This is a genomic window from Chryseobacterium gleum (assembly GCF_900636535.1).
Taxonomy (GTDB): Bacteria; Bacteroidota; Bacteroidia; order Flavobacteriales; family Weeksellaceae; genus Chryseobacterium; species Chryseobacterium gleum.
The window spans coordinates 5178103-5190949 of the sequence record NZ_LR134289.1 but is presented as its reverse complement, the minus strand read 5'-3'; the positions used below and the strand labels follow the sequence as shown (position 1 = coordinate 5190949).

Sequence of the window (12847 nt, the reverse complement as noted above, 5' to 3'; positions counted from 1 at the left end):
TATTTCTATGAATCTGAAAACTCGATTTGAACAGCTATGTTCTCCTTTTACAGTAGACAGACAGCTAATCCACAGTCTCTGGAATGAAATTGAAACCAGGTATTCTGAAAAAGGCAGGTATTACCACAATCTCCTTCATCTTGAAAATATGTTTACGGAGCTTGAAGGTGTGAAAGGTAATATTTCAGATTTCACAGCGATTTCTTTCTCCGTATTTTATCACGATATCATCTATGATGCCACATCGAAATCCAATGAAGAAAAAAGTGCAGCTACTGCAGAAAAAAGACTTGCTGAGCTGCATCTAAGTAAAGATGATATTTCAGTGATTTCGGAACAGATTATTGCTACGAAATCCCATCAGCTGTCTGATCATAACGATACCAATTATCTTCTGGACGCTGATCTCTCGGTGCTGGGTAAAGATTTTAAAACTTATATGGAATACACCCGGAATATAAGAAAAGAGTATTCTATTTATCCTGATTTTCTTTATAAACCGGGACGAAAAAAAGTCCTTAAACATTTCCTTGAACTTGAAAGTATTTTTAAAACTGAATATTTTAAGGAAAAATATGAGGTTCAGGCAAAAGAGAATATTGAAGCTGAACTCCGGTTACTGTAACTGCAAAATGCAAGATCCCGTTTTACATAAAACAAAGACATCTTGTGATAAGATGTCTTCTTTTTATTTTGTTGGCAGATTATGAGTATTTACCGATAAATTCTGCCGCTTTTCCCAATACAAGCTCAGGAACTTCTTTATGTGGTGTATGTCCGATATTGGGAATAATGTATTTCTCAGCACTTCCACTCACCTGAGTAACGGTTTTTTTCACCTGATCCAATGTTCCGTATTCGTCTGCTTCTCCCTGGATAAATAATAACGGAGCTGTAATGTCTTTCAGGAGATATTCAATATTCCAGGTTCTGTAATCATCCCTTGTCCAGGTTTCTGTCCATGCTTTGAATAATGTTTCTACCTTATCACCATGATACTTCTGCAGCCGCTCAGGAAGATTTGTTGTTTTGTAGGCTTCCCATGCATCATAAACACCTTTTAAAGTAATGTCTTCCACAAAAATATGTCCGGCTTCACAAATAACAGCTTTTATTCTTTCCGGATATTTTGCAGCTGTGATCAGAGCTATCGTCCCACCATCACTGTGTCCGAACAGAATAACGTTAGTGATATTCATTTCAGCCAGAAGGTCATTCAGCAAATCGGCTTCCAGTTCCATATAATTTACCGGTCTTTCATGAGTCAACATGGGGTATGATTTTCCATATCCCAAACGGTCATAAGCAAGAGTATTGCACTGCACGGCTTCAGCAAGCTTTACCGGAAAATCTCTCCAAAGCTGCACGGAGCCTAATGAATCATGCAGAAAAATAATTGTTGGCTTGTCTTTAAACTGATTATTGTGTTCTATATATAATTTTTTGTCTTTTACATCAATTATTCTTCCCTCCATTGAATACAATTATATTTAAAACGTTGGCATTTTTGTTTCTTCAAATTCTTTTAAAAGATGATTGAAAACAGTTTCCACCGGAAGAATCTCATCAATTAAAGCTGAAACCTGGCCTATTTCGAGCTCTCCGTCTTCCATATCTCCTTCAAACATTCCGCGCTTTGCTCTGGCTCTTCCTAATGAAGCGATTAAAGCATCTTTGTTTCTACCGCTCTGGTAGATTTCTTCCAGCTCATTAAAGAATTTATTTTTAACCATTCTTACCGGCGCCAGTTCTTTTAGGGTAAGATGTGTATCTCCTTCCTGAAGTTCCGTGATTTTCTTTTTCCAGTTTTCATGAGCGCTCGCTTCTGTAGTGGCAGCAAAACGGGAACCGATCTGCACACCGTCTGCACCAAGAATCATTGCAGCTTTGATCTGTGAACCAAGGGCAATGCCTCCTGCGGCGATTAACGGCTTAGAAATATGTTTTTTAACATTGGGAATAAGACAGAATGTTGTTGTTTCATCTCTTCCGTTGTGACCTCCTGCTTCGAAACCTTCCGCAACAATAGCATCCACTCCGGCATCTTCACATTTTACAGCAAATTTGGTAGAGGAAACTACGTGAGCTACTTTTATTCCTTCTTTCTGAAGAGTCTCTGTATAGGTCTTAGGGTTACCGGCTGATGTAAAGACAATCTTCACTTTTTCTTCAAGAATAATCTGAATGATCTCCTCAATATTGGGATACAGCATAGGTACATTCACCCCGAAAGGTTTATCTGTTGCCTGTTTGCATTTCTGAATATTTTCTCTGAGGATATCAGGATACATACTTCCTGCTCCTATGATACCCAATCCGCCACAGTTGGAAACAGCCGAAGCAAGTCTCCATCCTGAATGCCAAATCATGCCTGCCTGGATAATCGGATATTTAATGCTAAAAAGTGTCGAAATTCTATTTTGAGTTGCCTCCATCTCATGAAGTTTTTTTGCAGCGTTGAAATCTATAAAATTGCTCATGCGTAAAAATAATAAAAACAATGGTTTTCCGGGAAATATCTGTCAATATTTTCCATGGTGGATTTTAGTCTTTATAAAGTTTAATGATAAAAAAAACCTTCAGAAATTCTGAAGGTTCTAATTTTATTTTGTCAAGGATTGTTTCTTCCAGTTAGACTTAAAGTTACAGCTATCGTAACGTCCGTCAATTGAAATAAAAGTTGTCGGTAACTTGGAGTTGACAAACTTTTCAACCATTTCGCTTTTCTTTTTATTCAGCGCCATTTGTTTGATTCTGCTGAAGTCTGTTTCCAGCGTAATCTGGTGAGAAGGAATTACATCTTCAATTTTGATGATCTTGATTTGCTTTCTCTTGTTTTCTTCGTCTTCAAAAGCAGTTGTGATATCTCCTTTGTTCAATCCAGCCAATTCATAGCTGATTGTTCCCGGGATACTTTCTCTTTCAATTTTATCAGAACCATCAGCTCCCGGAATTACTCCAGCGTTGAATTTTGTTCTTTTATCATCTGAGAATTTAAAAGCAGCATCTTTGAATGTCATTTTACCATCAATAATAAGACCTCTGATACTGTCTAATTTTGCTTTTGCTGTTTTGATCTCTTCATCTGTTGGGGTAGCTTTTAGCAAGATATGTCTTGCATCATACACTTTACCTGATCTTTTCACCAACTGAATAATGTGGAATCCGAATTCAGATTCAACAGGATCTGAAATTTCATTTTCCTGAAGGTTCAATGCTGCAGCCTCGAATGGCTTTACCATCTGTCCTTTGTTGATATTTTTATATAATCCTCCGTTAGCTGCCGATCCCTCATCTTCGGAATAAATTCTTGCCTGGCTTTCAAAAGTTTCCCCGGCAAGGATATCCTGCTTGATTTTTTTCAATCTGTTGATAAGGTCTTGTTTGTGAGCTTCTGTAAGGGATGGATAAATCATAATCTGAGCCAGAGTAACTTCGTCTTTTACCTGTGGCAGCTGTGTTTTATACATATTGTAGAAATCAGTTACCTCATTCGGGGTTACGTCTGCTTTATCGGTAACTCTCTGGTACTTTGCCTGCCCGTAATACTGGTCTGTGTCTATCTTTTCGATAGCATTTTTCATCTCATAAGCATTTCTGAACTTATAAGCGGCCAGCAATGTTTTTTCATCCGGAAATTGAGAAAGCAACTGACGGTATTTAGCATTAGCCTGTTCTTTGATGGCTGCAGAACGGTTTTCAATTAAGGTATCTTTTTTTGCTTCGTATACAAGAAGCTTATTGCTGATAAGGTTTTCCAGGAACTCACATTTGTCTGTGTTGGCAGCTCCCTGCTGTTTACCATAATTCATCTGCTCGATTACATCAGATTCCAATACAATCTCATCTCCGATAACAGCTGCAATACCATCCACCAAATCTCCTTGTTTTAGCTGGGCATTCATCATATTTGAAGAGAATATCATGATGAAAATCCCAAGAAGAAAAGTGATTTTTAGTTTATTTGTCATTTTACTATTTTAACAAGTTGCAAATTTAGAATTCTTAACGAATTTCACTCAATTTTTTATTATAAATATTTCTTAAAAAGACTTATTTACTGCAGTTCAACATCAAATGTCGTTAATTCTTTGAATAGTCTCAATCTGCTGAACATATCTGCTTCATTTACTTCTTCTATTCTTTCTGTTCCGAATTTCTCTACAGTGAATGAAGCCATTGCAGATCCTACGATAAGGGCAGACTTCATTGTTTCGAAATCAATTTTTCCTTTTTTAGCAAGATATGCTGCGAAACCTCCTGCGAAAGTATCTCCGGCTCCTGTAGGATCGAAAACATCTTCCAATGGAAGCGCAGGGATAGCAAATACTTTATTGTCATGGAAAAGTAAAGCTCCGTGCTCTCCTTTTTTGATGATAACGTATTCAGGGCCCATTGTGTGGATCTTTTTAGCTGCTTTTACTAAAGAATATTCTCCTGAAAGCTGTCTCGCCTCTTCATCATTGATGGTAATTACGTCTGTTTTTGCAATCATATCCATCAGAATATCCCACGCAGAATCCATCCAGAAATTCATGGTATCAAGGATAACCAGTTTCGGACGGTTGTTCATTTTTTCAAGTACAGATAACTGAACTCCAGGGTGTAGGTTTCCAAGTAACAAAATTTCGGCATCCTGCATTGAATCAGGGATTTTCGGATCGAAATTCTCCAACACGTTTACTTCTGTAGCCAAAGTATCTCTTGTATTCAGATCGTTGTGGTATTTTCCGGACCAGAAGAATGTTTTTCCTTCTTTTACGATTTCAATTCCTTCAATGTTTACATCTCTGTTGGTGAACATATCAAGATGTTCCTGTGGAAAGTCTCCTCCTACTACAGAAACAATTCCGGATTTAACGCCTAAAATTGATGAAGTGATCCCGATATAAGTGGCTGCACCTCCTAAAATTTTGTCCGTTTTACCAAATGGTGTTTCAATTGCATCAAATGCAACACTTCCTACAACTAAAAGTTTCATATATTTTTCAATGTATATTAAAAGTAAATTATTTTTTCCATTCAAAAGTGTCCAGCAGGTGTTTCATATCGTTTTTGATATAGTTCACTGCAGGGGCAAGAGAGTCCGGTTTCGGTCTCGTGTTAAAGTATAAGTAAGCAGTTACGAAGTGTTTCGTACTGTCTGTAATGTAGAATTGAAGATTGGAAGCACTTTGTCCTTTCAGCTCATAGAAATTCCCATATACTTTCTTTTCAGGATATTCAAAGGATTTCGTATCTATGGAACTGGCTTTGATGGTATGCTCATATACCATTTTCTCAGCTTCTTTAATATGGTCTGCGAAGTCGTTCTGTATCGGATAATAAGTAACGAAAATTTTGGCTTTCATTTTTGGATAGTTCAGGTAGAACCAGCAAGGCTTTTTGGCTGGCGCTATGGAAGCAAAGTCCGAATACTCGAAGGTATAGGCACAATCGTTTTCAAACTTCTGGTATTTCGGTGCAGGATATTCCAGACGCAGTTCTCCATAAGGTTTTGGTGAAGGGTCTTTTCCACATGAAATTAAAAGCAGCGATACAAAAATAAAAATGACTTTTTTAATCATTTTGCAAAAGTACAAATTAGATTTCAGATTTAAGAAGACAAATTTCAGTCTTTCAGAGCGTTTTGAATGTAAATTTCCAGAGGCTTCGGAAAGGATTTTTCATGAGAGCCTTCAAGATCTGTAATCAGGTATTGATTTTCAGCGATAAAATCATTCCATACTTTTTCTGAAGTGACCTCAACATTCCATATTTCAATGCTTAAATTTTTGTGGGTCAGTTTATGGGTAATGGTTTTTGAACCTGTAATAAATGGTTTCATATCAGAAGGAATAGCTGCCGGAAATTCAAACAGTTTCTTCCAGATAAAGTCGTCTGCTCTCTGACGGATCAGGAACTTGCCGTTTCTGTGTACAAAATAATAGGTCAGAGCAAGATCTCCGGCTTTTACTTTTTTTGTTTTTACCGGATAATCTGAAATTTTCTGCAGGGAAAATGCCAGGCAGTCCTCATTGAGAGGACATTCTCCACAAAGTGGATTTTTGGGCTTACAAATTTCTGAGCCTAAGTCCATCATGGCCTGATTAAAATCTCCTACATTTTCCGGCATAACCAAAGCTGCCAGCTCAGAGAAATAGGTAAACGCTCTTGAATTTGAAATATCGAAATCATCAGCAAAAATACGGCTCAGGACACGGTAGAAATTTCCGTCAACGGCAGGCATTCTTCCTCCGAAACAAATGCTTGAAACAGCTGCAGCAGTATATTTTCCTACCCCTTTCAGTTTTAAAATTTCTTCATATTGGTGAGGAAAAACTCCCTGATAATCATTCATGATCTGTTGGGCAGCCTTATGGATATTGATTGCTCTGGAATAATAGCCAAGACCTTTCCAATACAGTAAAACTTCGTTTTCGTCAGCTTCCGCCAACGTTTTTACATCGGGAAATCTTTTAATGAAATTATTGTAATGATTCAGTCCCTGATTAATCCTTGTCTGCTGAAATACAATTTCACAGATCCAGATCTTATATGGATCTTTTGTCTGTCTGAAAGGCAGATCTCTTGCATTATTCCTGTACCATTCCAAAAGCCGGTTCCCTATATGAAGAAACTCTGAAGCTGTTTTATTTTTTTCCAAAAACCAATCTTGTTTTAAATCATTGAAGAGATTGTTTCTCTTCATCTTATTTTCAGTGCTGCAAAGATAGGTTTATTTTATTTTTTCTTTACATTGTATACCGGAGCAGCTTTTAACCACTGATATTTAAGATTTCTGTCTTTGGCAATAAAGCGGTATCCTTCAAGCTTTTTCAGATAAACATACATAGAATCTGTATTTTTTATCTTTAGTTTATATTCTGATAAAAACAGCATTGGCATTTCTACAGCAGAATCTCTTACTGTTTTCAATACTTTTCCTGATTTTACTTTATAAAGAAAGAATGATTTCCCACGCCCTTTGGAGCTGTCCGAGAGCTTAACCTCTGAACTTGCAATCACCAGCTCACTGCCATCAAAGCATTCATCTTCATTCATGACATATGCTTTTCCTTCCTGGTGTTCATCTGCAAAAAGATCGTTTTCGTAATGACCCGGACTTTGGTATTTTTTTTCACAGCTCATCATAAGTACCACCAGCATAGCCGGTAAGACAAAGATCAGCTTCTTATTCATATTACATTTCATAGGTGTTGGTTGAAAAAAAACCGATGTAAAATTGCATCGGTTTTTGTTATATAAAGTAAGTTTAATTTTACTCCTGAGTATATTCTGCATCCCATTCGTTACCATCATCTCCTTTGTGTCCGTCAAGTTTAATAACGAAACTTTTTGTAGGGAAATAAGGTGTCATACGGATATCCAGCCATACTCTGTCTTTGTTTACTCTGTCCTGCTCGAAACGAACAATTTTGAATTTCTCGATCAGCTTGTCCGGTCCTTTGATATTATCCAGGAACGTTACAATCTGTCTTCTTAAATCGTCTTCGTTTTTAGCATTCCAGTTTTCGAAAGCTCTTCTGTTCAGGAAGTCAAGCAATACTTTGGTTACATAGTCGAATACACGAACCACAGAATACGTCTGAAGACCGATATTGTCTCCTGTAAACAATGTCTTCGCAGAGAAAGCCATAATTTTTCCGTATTCGTTTACCATTGGTACCAGACCCATTTTTTCCAACTGAGAAATTTCACTTTTCTTCAGTTCGAATTTTACAGCGTCTACTTCGTTGATATTACCATGTTTTTTACCTGCTGCTACCTGAGACATCAGTGTTTTATGAATTTTTCCTGCTAATGAAGTGGAAGGCGGAAGTTCTACGTTTTCCTCTTCTCCTACTTCTTCTGCTTTGCCACGTCCTACCAGCCAGTTACATGTCATGATAACGTTACTTCTGTGAAGTTCACCTCCTGTAAGGTTAGCAGAGTGGAATAAGTCTACAACGTCATCCGGTTTATCAAGGTTGGCGAAGTCTGTAACCATCATTACTTTGTTTTCGTTACAGATTTTTGCCCATTTCTCAATTACCTTATTTGATCCTAAATATCCTGGTATTGCAAGGATTGAATAGTTATCTCTAAGGTCAAGACGGTCGTAATAATTTTTGAATTCTTCTGAAATGGCATCAATGAACAAAGGATTATCCAGATCGGAAACCTGTTCAAGGCTTGCATTGACGATACTTACGTTATCCACTTTATCCAATTCTGTATTTTTATAGAATTGCGCTACTGTTCTGTAGTTGGTTTCCAGCATACGAACAGCGTCCAGTGTATTTTTTAAGTTCTTTTTTAAGTTCTGATCGGCCTGTTGTGCTTTGGTTTTGCACGTTTCAGCCATTTTATCTGCTGATTCATTACCCTCTAAAAGGCTTACCCAAAGATTGATCTTCTGAAGAAGTTCTTTTCTTTCTTCTGCTTTATTGCTGTCATTCAGGAAGATTTCTTTTCTTGCCTTTCTTGTTGGGTTCATATTGGCAATACCGTCTACAACGGATTCAACAAAGCCAAATCCTCCCATTTTATTGAGCTCTGCAAGCGGGTTGCCCTTCGGCTGCCCTGCGTGTTGCTGCTGCCCCTGCTGCTGGCTTTCTTGTGCCTGTAATTTGCTATCCATGATTTAATGTAAGTCTTTAATTATTTTTCAAGTTCTTGTGCCACTTCTTTCAATACTTCTATGAACGCCGCTCTTGTCTGATCGTTCTCCAGCATATTGCGTAGAATTTTGTTGGTTTTCAGCTGACGTACTATTTTATTGTACTGCTCCTGTTCCATGCTCAGCTGCTGCAGATAATCTGATTTCTGAGTAAGGCTTTTGGGAGTAAAGTCTCCAAGGTTTTGAAAACGGAATTCTTCTTCTACCACTCCACCATCTTCTGTTTCGTGCTGTACCGATACTGAAGGCTGGAAATGTCTGAAAACGTCTTCCACTGTTTTTAATCCTGTTACGATTTCAGGGGTATAAGACTCTTCTGTTGTAAGTTGGCTTACTATCAGTGATTTATTTTCCTGTATTTCCTGAATAGCTTCATTAGCGTCTACTTTTACCTCGTTTCCGCCAACACCATAATTAAACATTGCCATATTATTGTTATTTTGAGATTTACTATTTTGGTTTGGATCTGTCTTTGAGTAATTTACAGATGAATCGAATAAATTACCAATCCAATGTTTAAATTTAAAAAAAAACTGTAACATACAAAATTTTACTAAGATTTTTCTTGAATCATGTAAATTTATAAATATTTATTCAACATAAAATCACCACATTACGATATCACTAAGCTATGAAAAAATAAATAAACTCATTCAAGAAAAATAAAATAAAATTTCTGTCTGCTTTATTCCCTGCAAATGTACCAAATGAATATTAAAATAAGAATTCCTTAAGCTTTACAAAAAATATTCTTTATATTTAAACAAAGTGAACCGTGTCATGAAAGATGTAAAAATAGCGTTTAGAAAGCCCATATTTCCTGTTTCAGAAGCATTACATCAATATCTGGAAAAATACAACAGAACCACCAAGATCAAATTCCTGTATGAAGATCTGCTGAGGTTCAGTGACAGTGTGAACATTCTGGATAAAGACGGCAAAGATACGTTATGGCTTGGAGTAATGTATTCTGAATTTGAGTTTAAAGAAATAGAAGCCAACTTAAATAAAATTTATACCCTACTCCATTCTGACGGAGATACTGCTACGCTACCTTATCTGACAGTAGATACGATCGATTTTTGTACTTTCGGAAATTCAAAACCTTTCCGGATCCGGGTGAGAAATGTACTGAATGATAATTATACTTATTTTTATATTAAGCAGGCGGATGCCTCACGAATCTTCGGATTGGAGTTTGAAGACCTGCTTTCTCCCAACCGGATTAACTTTCTGGTGTATAAAAACACGTTGATAGAAGAACATATTTTAGGAATTCCGGGAGATGTTTTTATTCAAAAGCATTTATCCAACTGTTCCGAACTGGAAAAGGCACAGATCTCCAAAGAATTTGTGAAATTCAATGAACGCTGTCTTATCGGGCTTCTTGGTGATATGCGCTCTTATAATTATGTGGTTATTCCCATACATGATTTCGACCAGGTTATTTACAGAATCCGTCCCATTGATTTTGATCAGCAGACTTATGAAGGAAATCTGAAAGTCTATCTTCCGCAGTATTTCAAAGAAAACAATCAGATGGTGAACATGGTACTGGAAAAACTGAAGCCAAGCTCTATTGAACAGTACCGTAAAGAAGTACGTTCCCAGATCGTAAAAAGGGTGACCAGCAGCAAAACCCGGTTTGATGAACTTATTTCTATTATGAAGAAAGATAATATTGCACCTGAAGCTAATGTTATCGAGTTAAGAACAGCTTTGCAAAAGCTTACCTATGATATTAATTTCAAGTACTGTAAAACCATGGGTGACATTATGGAAACCGGAATCAAGTTTGTGCTCCGGAATTATAAAAGAGAATACTAAAAGAAAATCCATCTCAAGCAATATGAAATGGATCTTTCTTTTCTAACAATTTAAGGTAAAATTACCAGATTTTTATTCTGTCCTGAGGAGCTTTATACATTTTGTCTCCCGGTTTGATATCAAATGCTTTGATGAATGAGTCCTGGTTTACCAACGGACCGAAAGCCCTGAACATTCCCGGAGAGTGTGGATCTGTTTTCACCTGGTTGATCATATACTGATCGGTAGCTTTTGTTCTCCAAACCGTGGCCCAGCTCATGAAAAATCTCTGATCCTGTGTGAATCCGCTGATCTTCCCAGGGTTTCCATGATCTTTCAGGTACATCTGAAGCGCATCATAAGCTACAGCTACTCCTCCTAAATCTCCAATATTTTCACCACTTGTAAATTTACCGTTTACGAAACTTCCTTTTACGGGTTCGTAAGCACTGTACTGAGCTGCAAGTTGTCCTACTTTGGCATCAAAGTTTTTACGGTCTGCATCTGTCCACCAGTTATTAAGGTTACCATCTCCATCGAAACGGGAACCACTGTCGTCAAATCCGTGAGAAATCTCATGGCCGATAACAGCTCCGATTCCCCCGAAGTTCACCGCTGCATCAGCTTTAGGATTATAGAAAGGCGGCTGAAGAATAGCTGCAGGGAATACAATTTCATTGTTTGATCCACTATAGTAAGCATTCACCGTTTGCGGAGACATTCCCCATTCTGTTTTATCAACCGGTTTTCCTACTTTATCCAGACTTCTCTGATACTGCCATGCTGCCACATTCTGAAGATTAGAGTATAAAGTTGCTCCTTCTTTCGGAGATTCTACTTTCAGCTGGCTATAATCTTTCCATTTGTCCGGATAAGCAATTTTTACGGTAAACTTGGATAATTTTTCCTGAGCTTTTACTTTAGTTTCAGGAGACATCCAATCGATATTGGCGATGTGTGTTTTGAATGATTTTAAAAGGTAATCAATATAGGTTTCCATCTGCTTTTTGGCTTCAGGAGTGAAGTATTTGTCTACATACAGCTTCCCGAAAGCTTCACCAAGAACACCATTTACAAGGGTAAGCCCTCTCTTGTTCATCGGACGCTGTTCTTTTTGCCCCTGTAAATATTTCGCATAGAAATCGAATCTGATCTGCTCTAAGCTGTCATCAAGATTGCTTGCATTTCCGTTGATAATGTGGTATTTCAGATAATCTTTCAATAACGGAAGGTTTTTCTGAGTAATGAACTGATCCATATTCTGATAATATTTCAGTTCTCCGATGATTACTCTGTCTGTATTTACGCCTGCATCTTTAAGATATTTTGCAAGGTCTACATTTTTTACAAGCCCTGATAGTTCTGATACATTTTTAGGATTGTATCTTAAATTAGCATCTCTGTTCTGTTCAAGCGTTAATAAGTAATTGGCAAGCTGCTTTTCAAAGTCTACTACATTCTGCGCAGTCTGAGTATTATTTTTATATCCTAAAACACCAAACAGTTTTCCAACATAGGCCTGATATTCAGCCAGTGTTTTGGTATTGGCATCATTTACTTTCTGGTAATAATCTCTTCCCAGTCCAAGATCCGGACCGCCAAGATACACTGCATTCATGTTGGAATTCTTCATATCTGCTCCCACTCTCCATCCATAGAAAGAGTTGTCTCCTAATCTTGTGGCTTCCAGAAGGTATTTTTGAAGATCATTAAGGTTTTTAATGGCATCTACTTTAGCAAGATCCGCCTTGATAGGTGCAAGCCCTTCTGCATTTCTTTTATTGGTATCCATAAAAGACGCATATAAATTCTGGATTTTCTGTCCTTCTGATCCTGCAGGATATGATTCTGTAAGAATTTTATTTAAAATATCTAATGAAGCATCATCTACATTTTCTCTCAATGCATTGAAAGAACCCCAGTTGGCTTTATCTGAAGGGATCTGGGTAGTTTTCACCCAGTTTCCATTCACATAGCTAAAAAAGTCATCCTGTGGGCGGACACTTGTATCCATATATGATAAGGTGATTCCCTCTTCTTTCACTTCTTCTTTCACCGGCTCAGCCACTTTTGCTGTAGCTTCAGTTTTATTCTCTGTCCCTGCAGTCTTAGCTGCGCCACACGAATTGAGAAATACAATACCTGAAAGGGCAAGTATTCCAATATTTAGCTTTTTCATTAAAGATAATTTTTGATTTTACACAAACTTATCAAATATACAAACTTTAATGATATGTAATGAATGGTAATTGATAATTCAGGGTTTAATGTTTAGAACCACCCCGGCAAAAATTCTTTGAATTTTTGCTACCCCTCCGAGGGAGGGAATGATGGAAGCCGTTATGACAAAATATAAGTCAGCTGATCAACCCTAATCCC

General features: G+C 37.4%; 12 protein-coding genes. 2 read left to right on the top strand and 10 right to left on the bottom strand.

The genetic code is table 11. The annotated features are described in order from the left end of the window. Window positions 1–7 precede the first annotated feature (7 nt). Window positions 8–625, top strand: coding sequence for an HD domain-containing protein (locus EL165_RS23900; RefSeq protein ID WP_002981015.1), 618 nt, complete (start codon window positions 8–10; stop codon window positions 623–625). Between the two features lie 79 nt (window positions 626–704). On the opposite strand, the gene EL165_RS23895 is transcribed toward EL165_RS23900, so the two are convergent. From EL165_RS23895 to EL165_RS23855, 9 genes are all read right to left on the bottom strand, one after another. Next, window positions 705–1475, bottom strand: a complete 771-nt coding sequence (locus EL165_RS23895; RefSeq protein WP_002981016.1) for an alpha/beta fold hydrolase — start codon at window positions 1473–1475, stop codon at window positions 705–707. A gap of 15 nt (window positions 1476–1490) precedes the next feature. Continuing rightward, the gene (locus tag EL165_RS23890; protein ID WP_002981017.1) at window positions 1491–2480 is read right to left on the bottom strand and encodes an NAD(P)H-dependent flavin oxidoreductase; all 990 of its coding nucleotides are present in this window, start codon (window positions 2478–2480) and stop codon (window positions 1491–1493) included. A gap of 123 nt (window positions 2481–2603) precedes the next feature. Next, on the bottom strand, window positions 2604–3971 hold the full coding sequence (locus tag EL165_RS23885; protein ID WP_002981018.1) for a peptidylprolyl isomerase: 1368 nt from the start codon (window positions 3969–3971) through the stop codon (window positions 2604–2606). Between the two features lie 86 nt (window positions 3972–4057). Further along, complete coding sequence (locus EL165_RS23880; RefSeq protein ID WP_041461541.1) at window positions 4058–4981, bottom strand: PfkB family carbohydrate kinase; 924 nt, start codon at window positions 4979–4981, stop codon at window positions 4058–4060. 28 nt (window positions 4982–5009) lie between these two features. Next, the gene (gene gldD, locus EL165_RS23875; protein ID WP_002981020.1) at window positions 5010–5567 is read right to left on the bottom strand and encodes a gliding motility lipoprotein GldD; all 558 of its coding nucleotides are present in this window, start codon (window positions 5565–5567) and stop codon (window positions 5010–5012) included. A 44-nt stretch (window positions 5568–5611) separates the two neighbouring features. Continuing rightward, a complete protein-coding gene (gene mutY / locus EL165_RS23870; protein WP_002981021.1) occupies window positions 5612–6691 on the bottom strand; it encodes an A/G-specific adenine glycosylase in 1080 nt (359 codons plus the stop codon). Window positions 6692–6723: 32 nt separating this feature from the next. After that, on the bottom strand, window positions 6724–7182 hold the full coding sequence (locus EL165_RS23865) for a hypothetical protein (RefSeq protein ID WP_232529151.1): 459 nt from the start codon (window positions 7180–7182) through the stop codon (window positions 6724–6726). A gap of 79 nt (window positions 7183–7261) precedes the next feature. Further along, window positions 7262–8623, bottom strand: coding sequence for a DUF5458 family protein (locus EL165_RS23860; protein WP_002981023.1), 1362 nt, complete (start codon window positions 8621–8623; stop codon window positions 7262–7264). Window positions 8624–8643: 20 nt separating this feature from the next. Then, window positions 8644–9090, bottom strand: a complete 447-nt coding sequence (locus EL165_RS23855; RefSeq protein ID WP_041461881.1) for a type VI secretion system contractile sheath small subunit — start codon at window positions 9088–9090, stop codon at window positions 8644–8646. 352 nt (window positions 9091–9442) lie between these two features. Here EL165_RS23855 and EL165_RS23850 point away from each other — a divergent pair, with 352 nt between their 5' ends. Beyond that, window positions 9443–10489, top strand: coding sequence for a hypothetical protein (locus tag EL165_RS23850; protein WP_002981025.1), 1047 nt, complete (start codon window positions 9443–9445; stop codon window positions 10487–10489). Between the two features lie 61 nt (window positions 10490–10550). Here the strand turns inward: EL165_RS23850 and EL165_RS23845 are convergent, their stop codons facing one another. Next, on the bottom strand, window positions 10551–12647 hold the full coding sequence (locus tag EL165_RS23845; protein WP_002981026.1) for a M13 family metallopeptidase: 2097 nt from the start codon (window positions 12645–12647) through the stop codon (window positions 10551–10553). Window positions 12648–12847 lie beyond the last annotated feature (200 nt).

Coding starts and splice junctions, on each gene's coding strand:
- EL165_RS23865 (WP_232529151.1), bottom strand. CDS start 7,182: ATGAATAAGAAGCTGATCTTTGTCTTACCGGCTATGCTGGTGGTACTT.
- EL165_RS23845 (WP_002981026.1), bottom strand. CDS start 12,647: ATGAAAAAGCTAAATATTGGAATACTTGCCCTTTCAGGTATTGTATTT.
- EL165_RS23890 (WP_002981017.1), bottom strand. CDS start 2,480: ATGAGCAATTTTATAGATTTCAACGCTGCAAAAAAACTTCATGAGATG.
- EL165_RS23850 (WP_002981025.1), top strand. CDS start 9,443: ATGAAAGATGTAAAAATAGCGTTTAGAAAGCCCATATTTCCTGTTTCA.
- EL165_RS23880 (WP_041461541.1), bottom strand. CDS start 4,981: ATGAAACTTTTAGTTGTAGGAAGTGTTGCATTTGATGCAATTGAAACA.
- mutY (WP_002981021.1), bottom strand. CDS start 6,691: ATGAAGAGAAACAATCTCTTCAATGATTTAAAACAAGATTGGTTTTTG.
- EL165_RS23895 (WP_002981016.1), bottom strand. CDS start 1,475: ATGGAGGGAAGAATAATTGATGTAAAAGACAAAAAATTATATATAGAA.
- EL165_RS23855 (WP_041461881.1), bottom strand. CDS start 9,090: ATGGCAATGTTTAATTATGGTGTTGGCGGAAACGAGGTAAAAGTAGAC.
- EL165_RS23900 (WP_002981015.1), top strand. CDS start 8: ATGAATCTGAAAACTCGATTTGAACAGCTATGTTCTCCTTTTACAGTA.
- EL165_RS23860 (WP_002981023.1), bottom strand. CDS start 8,623: ATGGATAGCAAATTACAGGCACAAGAAAGCCAGCAGCAGGGGCAGCAG.
- gldD (WP_002981020.1), bottom strand. CDS start 5,567: ATGATTAAAAAAGTCATTTTTATTTTTGTATCGCTGCTTTTAATTTCA.
- EL165_RS23885 (WP_002981018.1), bottom strand. CDS start 3,971: ATGACAAATAAACTAAAAATCACTTTTCTTCTTGGGATTTTCATCATG.